We start from the raw sequence: 22814 nt of genomic DNA on the forward strand, positions 1-22814 counted from the left end.
AGGACGCCCAATGCGCCTGTTTCGCTCCTTGACGTTGTTGATGACCCTGGTCGCCCCCCTGGCCTTCGCCGACGACCTGTATCAGGTGGAAATGATCCTGGTTCGCCAGAATGCCGAGCCGGCGATTCTCAGTCGCGCCGCGCCGGAAGACTGGGACGCCGGCGCACAACGCCTGCCCCCGGACAGCCAGCGCACGCCAGCATTGGGCAATATCGTCGAAAAACTCAACGCCAGCGGCCAATACAGCGTGCTGATGCACAAGGCCTGGCAACAGAACCTGGGCGAACAGGGCAGCAAGGTCGCTGTCAGCGACGGCACCGAACAGTTCGGCCAGTTTCCCATCGAGGGCACCCTGGAAATGAAACTGGGCCGCTTTACCGACGTCGACGCCGACTTCTGGGTCAACCAGATCGACGCCAATGGCCTGGTCACCGCCAGCGAACGCCTCAAGCAACAGAGCCACACCAAGAACGGCCAGCTGAATTTCCTCGATAACGGTCACCTCGGCCTGCTGATCAAGATCACCTCGCTGACCGCGCCCGCGCCACGGCAGGCGCCCGAAGCGATTCCGGACTGACCGGCGCGCCTATGCCCTCGCCCCTGAGCAAACCCCTGGCACCCTCCTGGGTCAATCGATTCAAGGAACAAAGCCTGGAGCGCGGACGCCGATACGCGCTGGAAAATCGCGTCAGGATCGTCGAGACCGGAGACAGCAGCATCATCGCCAGCTGCGAAGGCTCTGGCGGCAGCGTCTATCGTCAGACCATTCGCCTCAAGGAGTCAGCCAAGGGCACGCTGATCCTGCTCGAAGCGGCCTGCTCCTGCCCGGTGCGCATCAACTGCAAACATTGCGCGGCGGTCTTGTTGCAGGTCCAGGAAACCCTGGCCTACCCAGCCGCCGAGAAAGACGCGCATCTGCTGGAAAAACTCCAGACCGTGCTCGACAACCGCAGTCCCAAAGCCCCGCCGCAGGTGCTCGTGGAAAACGTGCAACCGGTGCCGCGCCTGTGGCTGGCGAGTATCGAGTTCAGCGCCTTCGAGCCGCGCAACGGCAAGATGCAGCGCTACATCCAGCACCGCGCTGCCCTGTCCTTCAGCTATCTGGACGAATACGTCAGCGGCCAGCGCAACACTGACGTACTGATTCGCCAGGAAACCCAGACGCTGCGTATTAAACGCCAGACCGATGTGGAACAGTCCTACCGCGAACAACTGCGAATCCTCGGTTTCAAGGTCGCCACCCGGCAAAGCAAGGCGCTGCCGGAAAGCGCCGGCGAGCTTTACGAGATGGTCAACGACAGTGCCTGGTTGACCTTTACCCTCAATGACCTGCCAAAACTGCGCAACCAAGGCTGGGAGCTGCAGATCGACGAGGATTTCGGCTTCGACCTGACGGCCGTGGACGAGTGGTACGCCAGCGTCGAGGAAACTCCGGAGCGAGACTGGTTTGATCTGGAATTGGGGATCATCGTCAACGGCGAGCGCTTGAGCCTGCTGCCGATCCTGCTGAACCTGATGCGCTCGCACATCGAGCTGTTCAACCCGGAACGCCTGGCCCGGCGCCGCGACGACGAACTCATCCTGGTCAACCTGCCGCACCGTCCCAATTCGGAATTCGGCCCGCAGCAAGTCGCCCTGCCCTATGGACGCCTGAAGCCGGTGCTGGCGACCCTTGGCGAGTTTTACCTGCAAGAACCCGGCACCAGCAAACTGCGCCTGAACAGTGCGGACGCCCTGCGCCTGAACCCGCTGCAAGACATGCCGCTGCGCTGGGAAGGGGGCGAACATATCCGTGGCCTGGCCCAGCGGCTGCGCGACATCAAGGACTACACCGCGGCGGCACCGGAAGGCTTGAACGCAACGCTGCGGCCCTATCAGCTCGAAGGCCTGAGCTGGATGCAATCGCTACGACAACTGGAGGTTGGCGGCATTCTCGCGGATGACATGGGCCTGGGCAAAACCCTACAGACCCTGGCGCACATTCTCAGCGAAAAAAACGCCGGCCGCCTCGACAGGCCGTGCATGGTGGTGATGCCGACGAGCCTGATTCCCAACTGGCTCGATGAAGCCAGCCACTTCACCCCGCAGCTCAAGGTATTGGCCCTGTACGGTGCCGGACGCAAGAAACATTTCGAGCGGTTGGCCGACTACGACCTGATCCTGACCACCTATGCATTGCTGCCCAAGGATGTCGAGCGCCTTAAAGCGCAACCGCTGCACGTATTGATCCTGGATGAAGCCCAGTACATCAAGAACCCCACCAGCAAGGCCGCCCAGGCCGCCCGTGAGCTCGATGCCCGGCAGCGGTTGTGCCTGTCCGGGACACCGCTGGAAAACCACCTGGGTGAATTGTGGTCGCTGTTTCATTTCCTGTTGCCGGGCTGGCTCGGCGACATCAAGGATTTCAACCGCGACTACCGCGTGCCGATCGAAAAACGCGGGAGCGCCGTACGATTGCAGCACCTTAACGGTCGGATAAAACCGTTTTTGCTGCGCAGGACCAAGGAACAGGTCGCAACCGAATTGCCGCCCAAGACCGAGATCATCCATTGGGTCGAACTCAGCGACGCCCAACGGGATGTCTATGAAACCATGCGCCTGGCGATGGACAAGAAGGTGCGTGACGAAATCACCCGCAAAGGCGTGGCGCGCAGCCAGATCATCATCCTCGAGGCGCTGCTCAAGCTGCGCCAGGTGTGCTGCGACCTGCGCCTGATCAGCGACGCCGCCCTGCCAGCCCGAGGCAGTGCTTCGGGCAAGCTCGACAGCCTGATGGAGATGCTCGAGGAGTTGTTTGAAGAAGGTCGGCGGGTGCTGCTGTTTTCCCAGTTCACGTCCATGCTGGCGCTGATCGAAGACGAACTGAAAAAGCGCGGTGTGGAATACGCCATCCTGACCGGCCAGACCCGGGACCGACGCACTCCGGTGAAGGAATTCCAGAGCGGCAAGCGTCAGATCTTCCTGATCAGCCTGAAGGCCGGCGGCGTGGGTCTGAACCTGACGGAAGCGGACACGGTGATTCACTACGACCCGTGGTGGAACCCGGCCACCGAAAACCAGGCGACCGACCGCGCTTATCGCATCGGCCAGGAAAAGCCGGTGTTCGTCTACAAGCTGATAGCCCGGGGAACAGTGGAAGAAAAGATCCAACTGCTGCAGAAGGAAAAGTCCGATCTCGCGGCCGGCGTGCTGGATGGGCGCGTGGCCGGGGACTGGAAACTGCAGAACGAAGACATCGAGGCGTTGTTCGCACCGCTGCCGGATAAGCTGGAGAAGCGCTGAGGTTCGTTTATGCCTGTGGGAGCGAGCCTGCTCGGGATGGCTACTTCACAGCCACCCTCGTAACAACGGTTAACCGCTTCGCGAGCAGGCTCGCTCCCACCCTGCGTCAAGATGGCCGGATCAGCCTGTCGCCAACACTCGCGCCAGGGTCGACTTCACCTTCCCCATCCCGTCATGCAGCGCTTGCTCGATCTCGGCCATGGTGATCACCGCCGTGGATTTGCCTGCCGCGGGATTAACCACCAGGGCCAGGCACGCATAGTCCAAATCCAGCTCGCGAGCCAATGCCGCTTCCGGCATACCTGTCATGCCGACAATGTCGCAGCCATCGCGTTCCAGGCGGGCGATTTCAGCCACCGTTTCCAGGCGCGGCCCCTGCGTGCAGGCATAGACGCCATGGCTGCTGTAGCCGCAGCGCTCGGCGGCCAGGGCGGCAATCAACTTCTGGCGCAGCGTCTCCGTGTAGGGATAGCTGAAATCGATATGGGTAACCGCTTCCAGGTCATCGGCAAAATACGTGTGCTGGCGGCCACTGGTGTAATCGATCAACTGATGGGGCACGCAGAAATGCCCGGTGCCCATCGCCGCGTGGATCCCGCCCACGGCGTTGACCGCCAGGATGGCCTCGGCACCCGCCTGCTTCAGTGCCCAGAGATTGGCGCGATAGTTGACCTGGTGCGGCGGAAAACGATGAGGATGGCCATGACGGGCCAGGAACAGCACCTCACGCCCGGCATATTCGCCAATCTGCACGTCAGCCGATGGCGCGCCATAGGGCGTTTCCACCGCCAGGGACTGGCGAATGGTCAGGCCTTCCAGCTGGGTCAGGCCTGTGCCGCCGATAATTGCGTAAACGGTCATAACAAACGTCCTTAATCGATCAGTTGGGCGGCTTTCAGTGCGCCAATCGCTGTCAGCCAGTGTGGATCCTGGCGATACTCGGTACTGGCGAAGGCTTGGCCACGCATGCGGGCGATCCGCGCCGACGGCTTGATCTTCAAGCGTTGGGCGGCGCTCAATGCCAACTCTGCGGCAGCGCGGTCGTTGCACACCAACCCCATGTCGCAACCGGCAGTCAATGCGGCCTCGATACGACTCGCGGCATCACCCACCACATGGGCACCGGCCATTGACAGGTCATCACTGAAAATCACCCCGTCGAACTGCAACTCGCCTCGCAGGATGTCCTGCAGCCAACGTCGGGAAAACCCGGCCGGGCTGGCATCGACCTGCGGATAGATCACATGGGCCGGCATCACGGCGCCAAGCTGCTTGCCCAGCCTGGCAAACGGCAGCAGATCGTTGGCGCGGATCTGTTCCAGGCTGCGCTCATCATTGGGGATGGCCACATGGGAATCCGCCTCGGCCCAGCCGTGCCCAGGAAAATGCTTGCCCGTGGCGGCCATGCCCGCGGCGTTCATGCCCCGAATGAAAGCACCGGCCAACAATGCGGCGCGTTCGGGATCGCCCTCGAATGAACGACTGCCAACCACGGCACTGCGCTGATAATCGAGATCCAGCACCGGGGCGAAACTCAGATCAAGGCCGACCGCCAGCACCTCGGTGGCCATGATCCAGCCGCATTGTTCGGCCAGGTATTCGGCATTCGGGTTATCGGCAATGGCCCGCATCGCCGGCAGACGCACGAACCCCTGGCGCAGGCGCTGGACACGCCCCCCTTCCTGATCGACCGCCAGCAACAGGTCGGGACGAATGGCGCGGATCGCCGCACTCAGCTCGCGCACCTGGCGCGGATGCTCGATGTTGCGAGCGAAGATGATCAAGCCGCCCACTTCGGGCTGACGCAACAGATGGCGATCCTCGGCCGTCAGCCAGGTACCGGCGACGTCCACCATCAACGAGCCTTGCAGGCCAGCAGTCATAGCAATTCCTTAATAACGATGGATGCGCACGGCGACGCATGCACGATGACGCCGCCAGGCTCCAGGCCTGGCAGGTCGCGCATCGGCGATGAATTTAATACGAACTCAAAGGCAGAATCGGCATGGGCGGCTAGCTTAGCGGATGTAAGCAGCCGCGCCCACCCGTGGCCTTACGCCTTGGCGAGCGCCGGGGCGGATTTGCTGCGAGGACGCAACTGCGCTGTCGCCATTGCCTCATCGGTGACGCCGCTTTCGGCACGCATGCCGGCAGCCAGAAATGGAACCATCAGACGCATGACCTGTTCGATGGATGTATTCACGCCGAAATCGGTTTCGGCGATGGCCCGCAGCGCCTTGATACCAGACATGCTGAACGCAGCGGCGCCAAGCATGAAGTGCACGCGCCAGAACAATTCGATCGGTGGTATGCGTGGCGCGGCTTCATTGACCAGCAGCATGTAGCGACGGAACACCTTGCCGTACATGTCTTCCAGATAACGCCGCAGGTGACCCTGGCTTTGACTGAATGCCAGGCCCAAAAGGCGCATGAAAATGGAAAGATCATTACCGCTGCGTGGTTGGACAACAAGGGCCTGCTCGACCAGGATCTCGAGCAGCTCTTCTAGGGTGGGCTTGACGTCAGGCTTGGCCTGACGACGTTCCAGTTCACGGTCGAGGCTGATACAGAACGGCCCGAGGAAACGTGAGAACACCGCCTGGATCAGCGCCTTCTTGGAACCGAAGTGATAGTTCACCGCAGCCAGGTTTACCCCGGCCTTGCTGGTGATCAGACGCAAAGAGGTTTCGGCAAAACCTTTTTCCGCGAACAACTGCTCGGCAGCATCGAGAATGCGTTCAACGGTTTCCGACTGGGCCATGGCTACTCCGCCTGACAAACACTTGTTTGAAACATACGTTTCAGCCCTGGGCTTGTCAAGCCTGCCGGGACGTTTTGCGAACGCTCGGTCAGCTATTTAACCACACCTTCATCCGGGCTGTAGCCCTGCCCTTCATAGCGGCCGAAACGACCGTCGAGCGGCGCACGAAAAAAGGGGCATTGCCAAGCGGCTCGCACTGTATATAATCCCAGTCACTGTATAAAAAGACAGAGCGATCGATATGCTAAAGCTGACGCCACGCCAAGCAGAGATTCTGGCCTTCATCAAACGTTGCCTCGAAGACAATGGCTACCCGCCAACCCGCGCGGAAATCGCTCAGGAATTGGGCTTCAAGTCGCCCAACGCGGCTGAAGAACACCTCAAGGCGCTAGCCCGCAAGGGCGCGATCGAGATGACACCCGGTGCCTCGAGAGGCATTCGGATCCCCGGCTTCGAAGCCAAGGCTGACGAAACCACGCTGCCAATCATCGGCCGTGTCGCCGCTGGCGCTCCGATCCTAGCCCAGCAGCACGTTGAAGAATCCTGCAACATCAACCCCTCGTTCTTTCACCCGAGGGCTGATTACCTTCTTCGCGTGCACGGTATGAGCATGAAGGATATCGGCATTTTCGACGGCGATCTGCTGGCTGTCCACACCACCCGCGAGGCTCGCAACGGGCAGATCGTGGTGGCGCGCATCGGCGACGAAGTCACCGTCAAGCGGTTCAAGCGCGATGGCAGCAAGGTCTGGCTGATAGCCGAAAATCCCGAGTTCGCCCCCATCGAAGTAGACCTGAAAGATCAGGACCTGGTCATCGAAGGCTTGAGTGTCGGCGTCATTCGCCGCTAAAGGAGGCTTTATGCAATTCCCCCACACACCACAGCACACGCAACTTCCGCTGTTCGAGGCATTCATGGCCCAACCGCTGGTTCCAGTGCTTAAAGAGGTCATCGAATCGCCTTGGGGCGTCGAACCCGAGGCCTTCAGCGAATTGTCGTTGCGTGGTGCGGCCGGGAATTGCCTGAACCTGCTGGCACCTATTCTGCGGGAGTTGAGCCAGGACCAGGACGCTCGGTGGCTGACGCTGATCGCGCCACCCGCCAGCGTTACCCAGGCCTGGTTGCGGGATGCCGGTCTCAATCGCGAGCGGATCCTGTTATTGCAACCGCGCGGCACACAGAGCGCCCAGCAATTGACGTGCGAAGCGTTGCGCCTGGGTCGCAGCCATACGGTGGTCAGCTGGCTCAACCCCCTGACCGCGACAGCTCGCCAACAGTTGATCAGCGCCGCACGCACCGGGGACGCACAAAGCCTGAATATTCGATTGGGCTAAGACAAACGCAGGGCTTCTCCAGGGCAGAGAAGCCAGAACAGCTACCAGATCTCAAAAGTCGCCGAACAGGATCAATGAAGAACCCGTGGCCCCTCTTCTTTGTTGAATTCGCCTTCAACCAGGCGGCCAGCCATCTGGACACCCACGCTCAGCATCGCCTTGGCGACCTCAACGTGTTGACCTTGCAGGAATACCTTGGCGTCCTCAGAGAAGTTCAGGGTAACCAGAGACCCCTCGTCTTCGGCCCGGCGCAGCTCGATGCGGCCATCAGGAAGCTCGACAATTTCTAGAAAGGACGTAGGCATAAAAGTCTGTTCTCCACGAAAGGCGGGGATTATATAGTCATCGGCCAGGCTTCGCTCGGGATCTTGACCAAGCGTCGTTAGCGAACGTTACGGGACGAACTGAACTCAGCACTCGTTCAACCCTTCGCGAAAGCGAATGGCCAGGTTCTTGAGATTCTGCCGCCAGCTCTCCAACTCTTCCCGATTAAGCTCTTGCTCTGGCTCTTCTTCGTCAAGATTGACCGCCACGATCAGCGGCTGGGTCACGTCGCCCTTGGGCTTGCGCGGAGCCCGAGGTGGCTGGAACAGCGCCTGGTGGGCCGCCAGCAATCTGGCCAGCCAGGTTTCCGGGTTCTGCGCCAGTTCGACCATTTCGGCCAGCTCCGGAATTGCGATGGTTTCCAGCACCTCACGAGTCAACACCAGCTCGGCCCGTGACGCATTCGCCTGGGGCAAGCGATAAAAACCGGCGATTTCGTGGCACAGGCCCAACAACGCACCGTACAAATGAAACAACGCCGATTCGCGCCCCGCCTGGACCAGCGCAGGGGAATTCATTGCACGCCCATCCTCCGCCCGCGCAAGCGCCTCAAGCGAAAGGCCGGCGAAATAAATTTTCTGATTGGTGCGGGTATAGAGTTCGTGGGCCATGGCGGCATCTCCCCAACGAAATAAAAGCGTCACGCAGGTGCGACAGTGTCGTGGATCAACCGAGGCCACTGCAAGCCAAAAACAGCAAGGCCGCATGAAAACCCATAGGTTGTCATGCGGCCTTTTTTTGCCTGAAGTGCAGGACGACGACCACGTCGGCGAGTGAGAGCAAGCTCCCTCGCCATCAAAGGCCCTTACGCCATCCCGATCAGCGCTTGTCTTCGACGGTCCACTTGCCGCCGTCGTAAAACGCCTTCCAGCCGGTAGGCTTGCCGTCAACCTCGGTCTGCACGTATTGCTCTTTGGTCTTGCGGCTGTAGCGAATCACCGCCGGGCGGCCGTCCGGGTCTTTCTGCGGTGCGTCGCAAAGGAAGTGATACTTCGGATCGATTTCGTCCTTGTGCGGGACAATCTCCATCACCAACGGCGCACGGGTTTCACGATTTTTCGGGAACTGGCTCGCCGCCAGGAACAGGCCAGAAGCACCGTCGCGCAAGATGTAGGTGTCATTGACCTTCTCGCACTTGAGCTCGGGCATCTTCACCGGGTCCATTTTTGGCGGTGCCGCATCGCCGCTCTTGAGCAGCTTGCGGGTATTCTTGCAGGTTGGGTTCGTACAGCCGAAAAACTTGCCGAAACGCCCGGTCTTGAGCTGCATCTCGCTGCCGCACTTGTCGCATTCCAGGCTCGGACCTTCATAGCCCTTGATGCGGTAGCTGCCCTCTTCGATCTCGTAACCGGCGCAATCCGGATTGTTACCGCAGATGTGCAGCTTGCGCTTTTCATCCAGCAAATAGGCGTCCATTGCGGTGCTGCAGATCGGGCAGCGATGCTTGCCGCGCAGCACCAGGGATTCCGATTCACCTTCGTCGTCCGCAGCGATTTCATCACCGGGCACCAGGTTTACCGTTGCCTTGCAGCGTTCCTTTGGCGGCAGGCTGTAGCCCGAGCATCCGAGGAAAACACCGGTCGAAGCCGTGCGGATCTGCATTGGTCGGCCGCAGGTCAGGCACGGAATATCCGTCATCACCGGCTGGTTGGCGCGCATGCCGCTGTCAGGGCTTTCGGCTACTTCGAGTTTTTTCTTGAAGTCACCGTAGAACTCGTCGAGCACGTTTTTCCAGTCCCGCTCACCCTGGGCCACGTCATCGAGGTTCTCTTCCATGCCGGCGGTGAAGCCGTAGTCCATCAGGTTCGAGAAGCTCTCGGACAGGCGCTCGGTCACGATGTCGCCCATCTTCTCCGAATAGAAACGTCGGTTATGCAGCGCCACGTAGCCGCGATCCTGGATCGTCGAAATGATAGCCGCATAAGTCGAAGGGCGACCGATGCCACGCTTTTCCATTTCCTTGACCAGGCTGGCTTCCGAATACCGGGCCGGCGGCTTGGTGAAGTGCTGGGTAGGATCCAGCTTGAGCAGCTTCATCACGTCGCCCTGGGCCATGTCGGGCAGGACGTCGTCATCCCCTGGCTTGGCGATCTGCGGCATGACACGGGTGTAGCCGTCGAACTTCAGGATACGGCCCTTGGCACGCAGCTCGAAGTCGCCAGCACCGACGCTGACGGTGGTCGACAGGTATTGGGCCGGCAGCATCTGGCAAGCCAGGAACTGGCGCCAGATCAGCTCGTAGAGACGCTCGGCGTCGCGCTCCATGCCAGACAGCTTGCTTGGCGTGGTGTTGGCGTCGGATGGACGAATCGCTTCGTGAGCTTCCTGGGCGCCTTCCTTGCTGCTGTAGACGTTTGGCGTTTCCGGCAGGTATTTCTTGCCGAACTCGGTTTCTATATAAGTACGCGCCATCGCCACGGCATCGACCGAGAGGTTGGTCGAGTCGGTACGCATGTAGGTGATGTAGCCCGCTTCGTACAGACGCTGGGCCATCATCATGGTTTTCTTCACGCCGAAGCCCAGGCGGTTACTCGCGGCCTGCTGCAGCGTGGACGTGATGAACGGCGCCGAAGGCTTGCTGCTGGTGGGCTTGTCTTCACGCTTGACGATGCTGTAGCTAGAAGCCTTGAGCTTTTCCAGCGCGGCCATGGCCTGCGCTTCATTGAGCGGCTTGAAGGCCTCGCCTTTCTCGCGGGCCACTTCGAAGCGCACGGTGGCGCCCTTGGCGGTACCCAGATCAGCGTGGACTTCCCAATATTCTTCAGGGATGAACGCGCGGATTTCCCGCTCGCGCTCCACTACCAGTTTCACCGCGACCGATTGCACACGTCCGGCGGACAGGCCGCGAGCGATCTTGGCCCACAGCAATGGCGAGACCATGTAGCCCACCACGCGGTCAAGGAAACGTCGCGCCTGTTGAGCGTTGACCCGATCGATATCCAGCTCGCCCGGCTGGGAGAAGGCTTCCTGGATGGCCTTCTTGGTGATTTCGTTGAACACCACACGCTTGTAGCGGCTGTCATCACCACCGATGGCTTCGCGCAGGTGCCAGGCAATGGCTTCCCCTTCGCGGTCCAAGTCCGTCGCGAGATAGATGGTGTCGGCATCCTTGGCGAGCCGGCGCAGCTCTTCGATGACCTTTTCCTTGCCCGGGAGGATCTCGTACTTGGCTTTCCAGCCGTGTTCCGGATCAACCCCCATGCGCGAGACCAACTGCTTGCGCGCCTTTTCCTTCGGCGACAACGCTGGCGCTTCGCCGGCGGCAGCCTTGCCGCGCTTGGCAGCAGGCTCTTTGCTGGCGCTAGCCGAACCGCTGGTGGGCAGGTCTCGGATATGGCCGATACTCGACTTCACCACGTATTGGTTACCCAGATACTTGTTGATGGTCTTGGCCTTAGCCGGGGATTCCACAATGACCAGCGATTTGCCCATGGATCAGAAAATTCCTGAATTCTAAAAAGTGAAAGGCGGTTGGCGCCTGACGCGGCACCGCTATATATAGTGGCTGCAAGGTGAGGTCAAGGGCAGGCTCGCCCTCATGTTGGCCTCAAGGCTTGGAAAAAATGCTCTCCTCGGCCTGCACCAAAGCAAAGCGTGGCACCTGTTCGCCGTCAACCTCGACGGACTCCTGGAACATGTTCAACGGACGCACCCAGAAGCCGTAATCGCCATACAGGGCTTGATAGAAGACCACTTCTTCCTCGGTCTCGGAATGCCGCGCAATACTGAATACGCGGTACTGCGGGCCTTTGTAATGTTGGTAGAGCCCAGGTTGTATCGGCATGCTTTGGCCCTCACTGAATCTTTCCAAAATAAAAACAAAATTTTTCTTGTTGAAAACCCAGAAAAACAAAAACCGGGGCACTTGGCCCCGGCTTCCATCGACGTGACGCTTAGATGCGCTCGAAGACGGTGGCGATGCCTTGGCCGAGGCCAATGCACATGGTGGACACCCCAAAAGTGCCGCCGTTCTGCTTCATGACGTTGAGCAGCGTGCCGGAGATACGCGCACCGGAGCAGCCAAACGGATGACCCAGGGCGATGGCGCCGCCGTGCAGGTTAACCTTCTCGTTCATCTTGTCGAGTATTTTCAGATCTTTCAGCACTGGCAGGGCCTGTGCGGCGAAAGCTTCGTTGAGCTCGAAGAAGTCGATGTCGGAGATACTCAGGCCCGCGCGCTTCAAGGCTTTCTGCGTGGCCGGTACTGGACCATAGCCCATGATTGCGGGATCCACACCGGCGACGGCCATCGAACGAATCACCGCCATCGGCTGGATGCCCAGGTCCTGGGCACGCTGGGCCGACATCACGATCATGCACGAGGCACCATCGGTGATCTGCGACGAGGTACCGGCTGTCACGGTGCCGCCCTTTGGATTGAAGGCCGGCTTCAACGTCGCCAGGCTTTCCAGGGTGGTTTCCGGACGAATGGTCTCGTCGTAGTCAAACAGCTTCAGGAAGCCGTTCTCGTCGTAACCCTGCATCGGGATGATTTCATCCTTGAACTTGCCTTCCACCGTCGCCTTGTGGGCGAGCTGGTGGGAGCGCACGCCAAAGGCGTCCTGCTGTTCGCGGGTGATGCCGTGCATCTTGCCGAGCATTTCCGCGGTCAGGCCCATCATGCCCGAGGCTTTTGCCGCGTACAGCGACATGTGCGGGTTCGGATCGACGCCGTGCATCATGCTCACGTGGCCCATGTGCTCGACACCGCCGACGACGAATACATCACCGTTGCCGGTCATGATCGCCTGGGCGGCGGTGTGCAGCGCGCTCATGGACGAACCGCACAGGCGGCTGACGGTCTGGCCGGCCGCGGTGTGAGGGATCTGGGTCATCAGCGACGCCATGCGAGCGATGTTCCAGCCCTGCTCCAGGGTCTGGTTCACACAGCCCCAGATCACGTCCTCGACCTCATTGGGATCGACCTTGACGTTGCGTTCCAGCAGCTTGCTGATCAGATGCGCCGACATGTCCTCGGCACGGGTGTTGCGGTGCATGCCGCCCTTGGAGCGGCCCATCGGCGTACGACCGAAGTCGACAATCACGACGTCTCTAGGATTCAAGCTCATAAATGTTCTCTCGCTCTAGTCGTTGGGCGCTTAACCGAAGAAACGCTGGCCGTTCTTGGCCATTTCACGCAGCTTCGCGGTCGGGTGGTACAGCGCGCCCAGATCAGCGTACTGGTCAGCCAGGGCAACGAACTCGGCGACACCGATCGAATCGATGTAGCGCAGCGCACCGCCACGGAATGGAGGGAAACCGATACCGTAGACCAGACCCATGTCGGCTTCGGCGGCGGTTTCGACAATGCCGTCTTCCAGGCAACGCACGGTTTCCAGGCACAGCGGGATCATCATCCAGTTGATGATGTCCTCGTCGGTGACTTCGCGCTGCTCGTAGACGATCGGCTTGAGCACTTCGAGCACCGACGAATCGGCGACTTTCTTCTGCTTGCCGCGCTTGTCGGTCTCGTAGGCGTAGAAGCCCTTGCCGTTCTTCTGGCCAAGGCGCTTGGCTTCATAGAGCACGTCGACAGCCGAACGGCGATCGTCCTTCATACGATCCGGGAAGCCTTCGGCCATGACATCGCGACCGTGGTGGCCGGTGTCGATGCCAACCACGTCCATCAGGTACGCCGGGCCCATCGGCCAGCCGAATTTTTCCATGATCTTGTCGATGCGCACGAAGTCCACGCCAGCGCTGACCAGCTTGGCGAAACCGCCGAAATACGGGAACAGCACGCGGTTGACCAGAAAGCCCGGGCAGTCGTTGACCACGATCGGGTTCTTGCCCATTTTTTTCGCGTAGGCCACGGTGGTGGCGATCGCCTGCTCACTGGACTTCTCGCCACGGATGACTTCCACCAGCGGCATCATGTGCACCGGGTTGAAGAAGTGCATGCCGACGAAGTTTTCCGGACGCTTGAGGGCCTTGGCCAGCAGCGAGATGGAAATGGTCGAGGTGTTGGAGGCAAGGATCGTATCTTCCTTGACCTTGTCTTCGACTTCAGCCAGTACCGCCTGCTTGACCTTCGGGTTCTCGACAACGGCTTCGACCACCAGGTCGACATGGCCGAAATCGCCATAGGACAGCGTCGGGCGAATGCCGTTAAGCACTTCGGCCATCTTCGCGGCAGTCATGCGACCTTTGTCGACACGGCCGACCAGCAGCTTGGCAGCTTCGGCCAGACCTTGTTCGATGCCATGTTCGTTGATGTCTTTCATCAGGATCGGCGTGCCCTTGGACGCCGACTGGTAGGCGATACCACCGCCCATGATGCCAGCACCCAACACAGCCGCCTGCTTCACGTCGCGAGCGATTTCGTCGTAGGCCTTGGCCTTTTTCTTCAGCTCCTGATCGTTGAGGAACAGGCCGATCAGGCTTTGCGCAGCCGAGGTCTTGGCCAGCTTGACGAAACCGGCGGCCTCGACTTCCAGGGCCTTGTCGCGACCGAAATTCGCGGCTTTCTGGATGGTCTTGATGGCTTCGACCGGGGCCGGGTAGTTCGGGCCAGCCTGGCCGGCGACAAAGCCCTTGGCGGTTTCGAAGGCCATCATTTGTTCAATGGCGTTGAGCTTGAGCTTTTCCAGCTTCGGCTGGCGCTTGGCCTTGTAGTCGAACTCGCCGCTGATGGCGCGCTTGATCGTCTCAAGGGCCGCTTCCTGGAGCTTGCCAGGTTCGACCACGGCATCCACGGCGCCGACTCTCAGCGCGTCTTCGGCACGGTTTTCCTTGCCAGCGGCAATCCACTCGATGGCATTGTCGGCACCGATCAGGCGCGGCAGGCGCACGGTACCGCCGAAGCCCGGGTAGATGCCCAGCTTGACTTCCGGCAGGCCGATCTTGGCGGAGGTGGACATGACACGGTAATCGGCCGCCAGGCACATTTCCAGTCCGCCACCCAGGGCGATGCCGTTGATGGCCGCAACCGTTGGCACGCCAAGGTCTTCGAAATCGCTGAAGATACGGTTCGCTTCGAGGTTGCCTGCGATCAGTTCGGCATCGGGCAGCTTGAAGTTGTCGACGAATTCGGTGATGTCGGCGCCGACGATGAACACGTCCTTGCCGCTGCTGACGATCACACCCTTGACCGAAGCATCTGCCTTGATAGTGTCCACGGCCTGACGCAATTCGTTCAGGGTTAGACGGTTGAACTTGTTGACGGACTCACCCTTGAGATCGAACTTCAGTTCGACAATGCCACTTTCAAGAGCCTTAACCGTGATGGCTTTACCTTCGTAAATCATCAACTGATCTCCACGATATGGAAGCTGAACAGTACACGTTGAACGCTGACCGCTGGTTCGGCATGGACATTACCGTCGATGCTACGCCAATCCGCCAGGCACACCCGCCAACGCGATCGTCGGGTTCTGTAGGAACGTTCTGAAAATACAAACGCTCAATTCATACGCCCGTTTGATTTGGGTACGTCACCTTCACGGAATTTCCGTCAATTGTCAATCGCCCTAAACAAGCGCTTGAACGCGACTTTACGGTCATTTCCGTACCCTGCGGATCCGCAACACGACGCCGCATGGGCAGCCATTCATAGAATCAATAATTAGAAAAGTCGCCCTAATTCCGAGCGCGCCTTATTCAACCGGCTAAGCTGGTGACAAGACGTTTGAGCCGAATGAAGAAAGGACGTTCGAATGAACGTCCCGAGGAGATGGTTTACCGGCCTGCCTGGCCAACCCGCCCGATGAATCTGTCGGGCTTTTTTACGCCTCAAGCCAATGCGTTGAGCACCGCGGATATATCCTGCAAAACACTCGCCTCGCCCTTTTCGCCCCAGTACAAGGTAATCATCTGCTTGTCGGCTTCGATTTTGTAAACGTTGGCGGGCAGCTTGTGGAAATGCGCCAGCAGCGACTCGTCCAGACAGGGCTCGCGCCACTGATTGACCCACACGCCAGGGGCGCTCTGCCAGTAGCTCCAGAGGGCCGGCTGCTTGCCACGTCGGGGCTGATGGTACTGAGCGCAAGGGTTGGGCGGCGGCTGACTGAGCCAGTGCGGCCACTCCTGGGAAGCCAGTTGCATGGCCAGGCCGAGGCGTCGCGCCTCCATGCGCAGGGCCATGCGACCGCTCTGGACACGCGATGGCCGCAACCATGCCAAGGGGCTCAATACCACCAACAGGATTGACACCACTATCCAGACCGTCATATCTGTACTCCCGAATTCTGATGAGCCCGTTGACCCGCATCGCCGTCAATGCGCTTGAAACCAGCCATACTTACCGTATCGCCATTCTCTGGAGTGCTTTTCATGTACTACGAACACGTCCTGGTCGCCGTCGACCTTACTGAAGAATGCGATCCTGTCGTCAAGCGAGCCCTCGCTCTCTGCGAAGGCCGGGACAACAAACTGTCGCTGGTGCATATCGTCGAGCCGATGGCCATGGCCTTCGGCGGCGACGTCCCAATGGACCTTTCCCAGTTGCAACAGCAACAATTTGACCAGGCCAAGGAACGCTTTGATCGACTGATCGTGAAATACCCGGCATTAAAAAAGGAAAACAGTCACCTGACCTACGGCCAGCCGCGCCAGGAGATTCATCACCTGGCCAAGGAGCAGGGCTGCGACCTGATCGTTGTCGGCAGCCATGGCCGCCACGGTCTCGCGCTGCTGCTGGGCTCCACTGCCAACGACGTATTGCATGGCGCTCCATGCGACGTGCTGGCGGTGCACCTGGTCAAGCGCTCGTAAAGAGCAAACCGGTGGGAGCGAGCCTGCTCGCGAAAGCGCCGTGACAGCCGACGCTCAAGTCACCTGATACAGCGCTTTTCGCGAGCAGGCTCGCTCCCACAAGGGGCAAGCGTTTCGAACAAAAATCCCGGTACTCATCGCTGAGTGCCGGGATTTTTTACGTCAACGGATCAGGCGTCCAGTTCAGCCCAGCGCTCGACCAGTACATCCAGCTCGGCCTGCAACTGCTCCAGGTGGGCAATCACCTTGGCGGTTTCGGCCGCTGGTCGCTGGTAGAAACCGGCATCAGCCATCTCGGCCTCCACCGCTGCAATCTGCTGCTCCTTCGCCTCGATATCGCCAGGCAATGCTTCCAGCTCACGCTGCAGTTTGTAGCTGAGCTTCTTTTTCGCAGGGGCAGGCGCGGCAGTGGCGGCAACCGGAGCCGGCTCGGCCTTGACGACCGCCGAATTCAGGTCGGCCTTGCCGGATTTGCTCTCGGTCACGCCCAGGAGACGTGGCGAGCCCCCCTGGCGCAGCCAGTCCTGGTAACCACCAACGTACTCGCGAACCAGCCCTTCGCCTTCGAAAACCAGGGTGCTGGTGACCACGTTGTCGAGGAAGGCCCGGTCGTGGCTGACCATCAGCACGGTGCCGTTGAAGGTGAGCAACACCTCTTCCAGCAGTTCGAGGGTTTCCACGTCCAGGTCGTTGGTCGGTTCGTCGAGCACCAGCAGGTTCGCCGGCTTGCTGAACAGCTTGGCCAGCAACAGACGGGCTCGCTCGCCACCCGACAACGCCTTCACCGGGGTACGGGCGCGCTGCGGACTGAACAGGAAATCGCCGAGGTAACTCAACACGTGGCGGCTCTGGCCGTCGATATCGATGAAGTCGCGACCTTCGGCCACGTTGTCGATCACGGTTTTTTCCAGATCCAGCTGGTGGCGCAACTGGTCGAAATAGGCGACATCGATTTTTGTCCCCTCTTCCACTTTGCCGCTGGTCGGCACCAGACCGCCAAGCATCAGCTTGAGCAAGGTCGTCTTGCCGGTACCGTTGGCGCCCAGCAGGCCGATCCGATCGCCGCGCTGCAGAACCATGGAGAAGTCCTTGACCAGGAACGGGCCACCCGGGTGGGCGAAGCTGACGTTCTCCAGCACCATGACCTGCTTGCCCGACTTGTCGGCGGTTTCCAGCTGGATATTCGCCTTGCCGGTGCGCTCGCGTCGCTCGCTACGCTCAACGCGCAAGGCCTTGAGGGCGCGTACGCGACCTTCGTTACGGGTACGCCGGGCCTTGATGCCCTGGCGGATCCAGACCTCTTCCTGGGCCAGGCGCTTGTCGAACAGCGCATTGGCGGTTTCTTCCGCCGCCAGTACTGCTTCCTTGTGCACCAAGAAACTGGCGTAGTCGCCGTTCCAGTCGATCAAGCCGCCGCGATCCAGTTCGAGGATGCGGGTCGCCAGGTTCTGCAGGAAGGAACGGTCGTGAGTGATGAACAGCACCGCGCCCTGGAAATCCTTGAGGGCTTCTTCAAGCCAGGCGATGGCGCCGATGTCGAGGTGGTTGGTCGGCTCGTCGAGCAGCAGCAGATCGGGTTCGGACACCAGGGCCTGGGCCAGCAGGACGCGGCGACGCCAGCCACCGGACAGCTCGGCCAGAGTCTTGTCGGCCGGCAGTTGCAAGCGGCTCAGCGTGCTGTCGACCAACTGCTGCAGGCGCCAGCCGTCACGGGCTTCGAGGTCGTGCTGGACATGCATCAGCTTGTCCAGGTCGGCATCGGTGACGATGTTCTGGCTCAGGTGATGATATTCGGCCAACAGCGCGCCGACACCGTCCAGGCCTTCGGCGACCACGTCGAATACCGTCCGCTCGTCGGCTACCGGCAGTTCCTGGGGCAATTCGCCGATCTTCAGGCCTGGCGCGCGCCAGACCGAGCCGTCGTCGGGCTTCTGGTCGCCCTTGACCAGCTTCATCATGCTGGACTTGCCAGTGCCGTTGCGGCCGATGATGCACACCCGCTCTCCACGGGCGATCTGCCAGGACACCTTGTCCAACAACGGCATCGCGCCGAAAGCAAGGGACACATCGCTGAATTTGAGCAGGGTCATGAGCTTCTCCAAAAACCGGGCGCGCATTCTACCTGAGAAGAGGCCTCAAAGGTCCGCCAATTTCGCCTCCGAAGCACTCTGCACAACAATTGTTGCGAACTTGCGCGAACGGCCCTGCAAAGCTTTCGCCGGTTGCTGGCAAAAGGCTAAGCTACAGGCAGTTACCCCGGGCTCCCCCCGGGCTTGTCTTGTTTTTTCTGCCCGGACGTATCATGCGCAGTCGCCTTTTCAGTGTCTTATCTTGTTTGTTTGTGTGTGCCACTGCCGTTCAGACCGCCCAGGCGGTGGATATTTCCACCCAGCGCCAGTATTACGATGAGGCCAAGCGCGCCCTGGCCAAAGGTGATTCCGGCCCCTATTTGCGCTACAGCCAGGCCCTGCGCGATTATCCGCTGGAGCCCTACCTCGCCTACGATGAGTTGACCGCTCGCCTGAAAAGCGCGAGCAATGCCGAGATCGAGAAATTCCTCGCCGAACATGGCGACCTGCCCCAGGCCAACTGGATGAAGCTGCGCTGGTTGCGCTGGCTGGCGGAGCGTGGCGACTGGGCAACCTTCGTCAAGTATTACGACCCCAAGCTCAACTTCACCGAACTCGATTGCCTCAACGCTCAATATCAACTGAGCCATGGCCTCAAGGCCGAAGGCTACGCCAACGCTGAGAAACTCTGGCTTACCGGCAAATCCCAGCCGGCGGCCTGCGATGCGCTGTTCGGCATGTGGGCGGCCCAAGGCCAACTGACTGAGCAGAAACGCTGGGAGCGCGCCAAACTGGCCGCCCAGGCGCGTAACTATCCGCTGGCCAACAGCCTGGTGAGCGGCCTGACCACCCTGGCGCCTCGCGGCAGCCTGTTGATCGACGTGGCGCAGAGGCCCGAACTGCTCAACCAGCCTTCGCGCTTCGCGCCCGCCGATGAACCGATGTCCGATGTCGTGAGCCTCGGCTTGCGACGCCTGGCCCGCCAGGACCCGGAAAAAGCCATGGCGTTGCTGGACGGGTATGCCAGCACCATGCATTTCTCTCGAGACGAGAAAGTGGCAATCGCCCGGGAAATCGGTCTGACCCTGGCCAAACGCTTCGACAGCCGCGCCCTCGACGTGATGACCAAATACGACCCGGAGCTGCGCGATGACACTGTCTCGGAATGGCGTTTGCGCCTGCTGTTGCGCCTGGCCCGCTGGGAAGATGCCTATCAGTTGACCCGCCGCCTGCCCGAGTCGCTCGCCACCACCAACCGCTGGCGTTACTGGCAGGCCCGCAGCCTGGAGCTGGCGCAGCCGCAGAACCCGCAAGCGGTGACGCTCTACAAGCAACTGGCCCGGGAGCGTGACTTCTACGGCTTCCTGGCGGCCGACCGCTCCCAGTCACCCTATTCGCTCAACAACAAGCCGCTGGTGATGAGCCAGGCGCTGATCAACAAAGTGCGCAACACCCCGGGCGTGCGCCGCGCGCTGGAGTTTCATGCGCGCGGACAGATCGTCGATGGCCGCCGCGAGTGGTATCACGTCAGCCGTCATTTCAGCCGGGACGAAATGGTTGCCCAGGCGAAACTGGCCTATGACCTGAAATGGTACTTCCCGGCCATCCGCACCATCAGCCAGGCCAAATACTGGGACGACCTGGATATCCGCTTCCCGATGGCCCACCGCGACACGCTGGTGCGCGAAGCCAGGATCCGCGGCCTGCATCCAAGCTGGGCGTTCGCCATCACCCGCCAGGAAAGCGCATTCATGGACGATGCCCGCTCCAGCGTCGGTGCCAGCGGCCTGATGCAGTTGATGCCAGGCACCGCCAAGGAAACCGCCCGCAAGTTCAACATTCCCCTGGCATCGCCCCAGCAAGTGTTCAACCCGGACAAGAACATCCAGCTCGGCGCGGCTTACCTGAGCCAGGTGCACAGCCAGTTCAACGGCAACCGGGTCCTCGCCTCCGCCGCGTACAACGCCGGCCCTGGCCGCGTGCGTCAATGGCTGCGTGGCGCTGACCACCTGAGCTTCGACGTCTGGGTCGAAAGCATCCCTTTCGACGAAACCCGTCAATACGTACAGAACGTGCTGTCCTACTCGGTGATCTACGGCCAGAAACTCAACTCGCCACAACCGTTGGTGGACTGGCACGAGCGCTATTTCGATGATCAGTGAGTATTAGCGAGAAGCTGTCCTGAGAAGAAAAAAATGCCCGCATCGAAAGTGCGGGCATTTTTTGGTCGGTTACTTGGTCGGTTACTTGGTCGGTGCTGGACCTTGTGGGAGCGAGCTTGCTCGCGATGCCGTCGGCACCTTCAACATGGATGCAAGCTGACCCACCGCTATCGCGAGCAAGCTCACTCCCACAAGGGATTCGTGTAGACGCTGCGCTCAGTCGGCTGCCGACTCCAAGCTAACGTTGAACTGCAACGCCGCCAACCGCGCATACAGCGCATTACTCGCCACCAACTCCTGATGAGTGCCCACGGCGACTACCCTGCCCTGGTCCATTACCGCGATCCGGTCGGCATTTTTCACCGTGGCCAGGCGGTGGGCGATGACCAGGGTGGTGCGGTTTTTCATCAGGCTGGGCAGGGCTTGCTGGATGAGGTGTTCGCTTTGTGCATCGAGCGCGCTGGTGGCTTCGTCCAACAGCAGGATCGGCGCGTCGATCAGCAGTGCCCGGGCGATGGCCAGGCGTTGGCGCTGGCCACCGGACAAACCCAGGCCGCCATCGCCCAGATGGGTCTGGTAGCCATCCGGCATTTTCTCGATGAAGTCATGGGCGTGAGCGATCCGCGCCGCTTCGCGCACCTGTTCGTCGGTGGCTTGCGGATTGCCGTAGCGAATATTTTCTTCCACCGTACCGAAGAACAGTGCCGGGCTCTGCGAGACCAGGGCGAAGTGACGACGCAGGTCCAACGGGTCAAGCAAGGTCAGCGGCACACCATCGAGGTATATCTGCCCCTGCACTGGATCGTAGAATCGCAGCAGCAGATCGTACACGGTGGATTTGCCCGCCCCGGACGGGCCGACCAGCGCAACGGTTTCGCCAGCGTTGACGCTAAGGTCCAGACCATCGACCGCGTAGCTTTCCGGCCGCGACGGGTAGGAAAACCGTACACCTTCAAGGCGCAGGTCGCCCCTGACCCGCTGCGGCAACGTGACAAGGCCCGTCGCCGGCGGCTGGATGATGTTCTGCGAACGCAGCAACTCGGCAATTCGCTCCGCGGCGCCGGCCGCCCGCTGCAGCTCGCCGATCACTTCGCTGAGCGTACCGAAAGCGCTCCCGACAATCAGGCTGTAGAACACGAATGCCGCCAGCTCACCGCCGGAAATGCGCCCGGCGATCACGTCCATGCCACCGACCCAGAGCATTACGCCCACCGCACCCAGTACCAGAACGATCACCAGGGTAATCAACCAGGCGCGCTGGGCGATGCGCTTGCGGGCAGTGTCGAAGGCCTGCTCCACGGTAGCAGCGAAACGGTGCTCGTCCTGGACCTGGTGGTTATAGGCCTGCACCGTCTTGATCTGGCCGAGGGTTTCGGAAACGTAACTGCCGACATCGGCGATGCGGTCCTGGCTTTCGCGGGACAGGCTGCGCACTCGCCGGCCAAAGACCAGGATCGGCGCCAGCACCAGCGGCAGCGCAATCACCACGATGCTGGTGAGCTTGGGATTGGTGACGAACAGCAGCACGATGCCTCCGACCACCATCAGCGCGTTGCGCAGAAACAGTGACAACGACGAACCGATCACCGATTGCAGCAGCGTGGTGTCGGCGGTCAGGCGTGACTGGATTTCCGAACTGCGGTTGTTTTCGTAGAACCCGGGATGCAGATACACCAGGTGGTTGAAAACCTGTCGGCGGATATCGGCCACCACCCGCTCGCCAATCCACGACACCAGGTAGAAACGGGCAAACGTACCGACCGCCAACCCCGCCACCAGGACCATGAACAACCCGATCGATTGATTGAGCAGATGCGGCGAGCGCGTCATGAAACCCTGATCCACCAGCAACCGGATACCCTGCCCCATGGACAAGGTAATGCCGGCGGTGACGATCAGGGCCAGCAAAGCGCCAAAGACCTGTTTGCGGTAAGGAGCAATGAAGCCGCTGGCCAGGCGTATGGCACGGCGTTGTCGGGAAGAAAGCATCGAGGGCATCCGATAATGCAACGGGAAAAGGAGTCGGTCACGAGCACCGAAACGCAGCGGAACCAATTTGAGTCAGGATGAGTCAGGTTAGATATGACCGCCAAGATCAGGCTCTAGATGTTATCGGTCTAAAGTCTGGCTGGAAATGCGTCAGCGTTTCTGGTTGAGTGGAGCTGTCGCC

The 22814-nt window shown here is 60.5% G+C and carries 18 protein-coding genes; 6 read left to right on the forward strand and 12 right to left on the reverse strand.

Annotation, left to right across the window (positions count from 1 at the left end; translation table 11 throughout):
* Positions 1 to 10 precede the first annotated feature (10 nt).
* Both J3P86_RS17365 and J3P86_RS17370 read left to right on the forward strand, forming a co-directional pair.
* A complete protein-coding gene (locus J3P86_RS17365; protein WP_434629753.1) occupies positions 11 to 577 on the forward strand; it encodes a CsiV family protein in 567 nt (188 codons plus the stop codon).
* Between the two features lie 11 nt (positions 578 to 588).
* Positions 589 to 3282 carry a DEAD/DEAH box helicase gene (locus tag J3P86_RS17370; protein WP_434698511.1) on the forward strand — a complete coding sequence of 898 codons (2694 nt, stop codon included), beginning with the start codon at positions 589 to 591 and terminating at the stop codon, positions 3280 to 3282.
* 120 nt (positions 3283 to 3402) lie between these two features.
* On the opposite strand, the gene J3P86_RS17375 is transcribed toward J3P86_RS17370, so the two are convergent.
* From J3P86_RS17375 to J3P86_RS17385, 3 genes are all read right to left on the reverse strand, one after another.
* Positions 3403 to 4143 (reverse strand): S-methyl-5'-thioinosine phosphorylase, encoded by a 741-nt coding sequence (locus tag J3P86_RS17375; protein ID WP_434698512.1) that lies wholly within the window; start codon positions 4141 to 4143, stop codon positions 3403 to 3405.
* Between the two features lie 11 nt (positions 4144 to 4154).
* The gene (gene nagZ, locus J3P86_RS17380; protein ID WP_434700653.1) at positions 4155 to 5153 is read right to left on the reverse strand and encodes a beta-N-acetylhexosaminidase; all 999 of its coding nucleotides are present in this window, start codon (positions 5151 to 5153) and stop codon (positions 4155 to 4157) included.
* A 182-nt stretch (positions 5154 to 5335) separates the two neighbouring features.
* A complete protein-coding gene (locus tag J3P86_RS17385) occupies positions 5336 to 6043 on the reverse strand; it encodes a TetR family transcriptional regulator (protein WP_434629744.1) in 708 nt (235 codons plus the stop codon).
* Between the two features lie 241 nt (positions 6044 to 6284).
* Between J3P86_RS17385 and lexA the strand changes: the two genes are divergently transcribed.
* Both lexA and sulA read left to right on the forward strand, forming a co-directional pair.
* The gene (gene lexA, locus J3P86_RS17390; RefSeq protein WP_186609823.1) at positions 6285 to 6893 is read left to right on the forward strand and encodes a transcriptional repressor LexA; all 609 of its coding nucleotides are present in this window, start codon (positions 6285 to 6287) and stop codon (positions 6891 to 6893) included.
* Between the two features lie 10 nt (positions 6894 to 6903).
* Positions 6904 to 7377: an SOS-induced cell division inhibitor SulA gene (sulA, locus tag J3P86_RS17395; protein ID WP_003199648.1), complete on the forward strand. Its 474-nt coding sequence runs from the start codon at positions 6904 to 6906 to the stop codon at positions 7375 to 7377.
* A gap of 71 nt (positions 7378 to 7448) precedes the next feature.
* On the opposite strand, the gene J3P86_RS17400 is transcribed toward sulA, so the two are convergent.
* The 7 genes from J3P86_RS17400 to J3P86_RS17430 all read right to left on the reverse strand — a co-directional run bounded on the left by J3P86_RS17400 (position 7449) and on the right by J3P86_RS17430 (position 15870).
* A complete protein-coding gene (locus J3P86_RS17400) occupies positions 7449 to 7682 on the reverse strand; it encodes a hypothetical protein (RefSeq protein ID WP_003183419.1) in 234 nt (77 codons plus the stop codon).
* Positions 7683 to 7787: 105 nt separating this feature from the next.
* The gene (locus J3P86_RS17405) at positions 7788 to 8312 is read right to left on the reverse strand and encodes a DUF6586 family protein (protein ID WP_434629741.1); all 525 of its coding nucleotides are present in this window, start codon (positions 8310 to 8312) and stop codon (positions 7788 to 7790) included.
* Between the two features lie 208 nt (positions 8313 to 8520).
* Positions 8521 to 11133, reverse strand: a complete 2613-nt coding sequence (gene topA, locus J3P86_RS17410) for a type I DNA topoisomerase (protein WP_434698513.1) — start codon at positions 11131 to 11133, stop codon at positions 8521 to 8523.
* 115 nt (positions 11134 to 11248) lie between these two features.
* Complete coding sequence (locus J3P86_RS17415; protein WP_434698514.1) at positions 11249 to 11485, reverse strand: DUF1653 domain-containing protein; 237 nt, start codon at positions 11483 to 11485, stop codon at positions 11249 to 11251.
* Positions 11486 to 11594: 109 nt separating this feature from the next.
* On the reverse strand, positions 11595 to 12770 hold the full coding sequence (gene fadA / locus J3P86_RS17420) for an acetyl-CoA C-acyltransferase FadA (RefSeq protein WP_434698515.1): 1176 nt from the start codon (positions 12768 to 12770) through the stop codon (positions 11595 to 11597).
* Between the two features lie 30 nt (positions 12771 to 12800).
* Positions 12801 to 14948, reverse strand: coding sequence for a fatty acid oxidation complex subunit alpha FadB (gene fadB / locus J3P86_RS17425; protein WP_434698516.1), 2148 nt, complete (start codon positions 14946 to 14948; stop codon positions 12801 to 12803).
* A 484-nt stretch (positions 14949 to 15432) separates the two neighbouring features.
* Positions 15433 to 15870 (reverse strand): hypothetical protein, encoded by a 438-nt coding sequence (locus J3P86_RS17430; RefSeq protein WP_434698517.1) that lies wholly within the window; start codon positions 15868 to 15870, stop codon positions 15433 to 15435.
* Positions 15871 to 15972: 102 nt separating this feature from the next.
* Here J3P86_RS17430 and J3P86_RS17435 point away from each other — a divergent pair, with 102 nt between their 5' ends.
* Entirely contained in the window at positions 15973 to 16413 is a 441-nt protein-coding gene (locus tag J3P86_RS17435; protein ID WP_434698518.1) for a universal stress protein, read from the forward strand.
* 170 nt (positions 16414 to 16583) lie between these two features.
* Here the strand turns inward: J3P86_RS17435 and J3P86_RS17440 are convergent, their stop codons facing one another.
* The gene (locus J3P86_RS17440) at positions 16584 to 18503 is read right to left on the reverse strand and encodes an ATP-binding cassette domain-containing protein (protein ID WP_434698519.1); all 1920 of its coding nucleotides are present in this window, start codon (positions 18501 to 18503) and stop codon (positions 16584 to 16586) included.
* A gap of 212 nt (positions 18504 to 18715) precedes the next feature.
* Between J3P86_RS17440 and J3P86_RS17445 the strand changes: the two genes are divergently transcribed.
* Positions 18716 to 20644: a transglycosylase SLT domain-containing protein gene (locus J3P86_RS17445; protein WP_434698520.1), complete on the forward strand. Its 1929-nt coding sequence runs from the start codon at positions 18716 to 18718 to the stop codon at positions 20642 to 20644.
* A 216-nt stretch (positions 20645 to 20860) separates the two neighbouring features.
* On the opposite strand, the gene J3P86_RS17450 is transcribed toward J3P86_RS17445, so the two are convergent.
* The gene (locus J3P86_RS17450; RefSeq protein ID WP_434698521.1) at positions 20861 to 22642 is read right to left on the reverse strand and encodes an ABC transporter transmembrane domain-containing protein; all 1782 of its coding nucleotides are present in this window, start codon (positions 22640 to 22642) and stop codon (positions 20861 to 20863) included.
* Between the last annotated feature and the right edge of the window lie 172 nt (positions 22643 to 22814).

Source organism: Pseudomonas sp. D1-1, from assembly GCF_051132225.1.
GTDB lineage: Bacteria > Pseudomonadota > Gammaproteobacteria > Pseudomonadales > Pseudomonadaceae > Aquipseudomonas.

Coding starts and splice junctions, on each gene's coding strand:
- sulA (WP_003199648.1), top strand. CDS start 6,904: ATGCAATTCCCCCACACACCACAGCACACGCAACTTCCGCTGTTCGAG.
- fadA (WP_434698515.1), bottom strand. CDS start 12,770: ATGAGCTTGAATCCTAGAGACGTCGTGATTGTCGACTTCGGTCGTACG.
- J3P86_RS17385 (WP_434629744.1), bottom strand. CDS start 6,043: ATGGCCCAGTCGGAAACCGTTGAACGCATTCTCGATGCTGCCGAGCAG.
- J3P86_RS17445 (WP_434698520.1), top strand. CDS start 18,716: ATGCGCAGTCGCCTTTTCAGTGTCTTATCTTGTTTGTTTGTGTGTGCC.
- lexA (WP_186609823.1), top strand. CDS start 6,285: ATGCTAAAGCTGACGCCACGCCAAGCAGAGATTCTGGCCTTCATCAAA.
- J3P86_RS17415 (WP_434698514.1), bottom strand. CDS start 11,485: ATGCCGATACAACCTGGGCTCTACCAACATTACAAAGGCCCGCAGTAC.
- topA (WP_434698513.1), bottom strand. CDS start 11,133: ATGGGCAAATCGCTGGTCATTGTGGAATCCCCGGCTAAGGCCAAGACC.
- J3P86_RS17365 (WP_434629753.1), top strand. CDS start 11: ATGCGCCTGTTTCGCTCCTTGACGTTGTTGATGACCCTGGTCGCCCCC.
- J3P86_RS17435 (WP_434698518.1), top strand. CDS start 15,973: ATGTACTACGAACACGTCCTGGTCGCCGTCGACCTTACTGAAGAATGC.
- J3P86_RS17375 (WP_434698512.1), bottom strand. CDS start 4,143: ATGACCGTTTACGCAATTATCGGCGGCACAGGCCTGACCCAGCTGGAA.
- fadB (WP_434698516.1), bottom strand. CDS start 14,948: ATGATTTACGAAGGTAAAGCCATCACGGTTAAGGCTCTTGAAAGTGGC.
- J3P86_RS17430 (WP_434698517.1), bottom strand. CDS start 15,870: ATGACGGTCTGGATAGTGGTGTCAATCCTGTTGGTGGTATTGAGCCCC.
- J3P86_RS17440 (WP_434698519.1), bottom strand. CDS start 18,503: ATGACCCTGCTCAAATTCAGCGATGTGTCCCTTGCTTTCGGCGCGATG.
- J3P86_RS17370 (WP_434698511.1), top strand. CDS start 589: ATGCCCTCGCCCCTGAGCAAACCCCTGGCACCCTCCTGGGTCAATCGA.
- J3P86_RS17405 (WP_434629741.1), bottom strand. CDS start 8,312: ATGGCCCACGAACTCTATACCCGCACCAATCAGAAAATTTATTTCGCC.
- J3P86_RS17450 (WP_434698521.1), bottom strand. CDS start 22,642: ATGCCCTCGATGCTTTCTTCCCGACAACGCCGTGCCATACGCCTGGCC.
- J3P86_RS17400 (WP_003183419.1), bottom strand. CDS start 7,682: ATGCCTACGTCCTTTCTAGAAATTGTCGAGCTTCCTGATGGCCGCATC.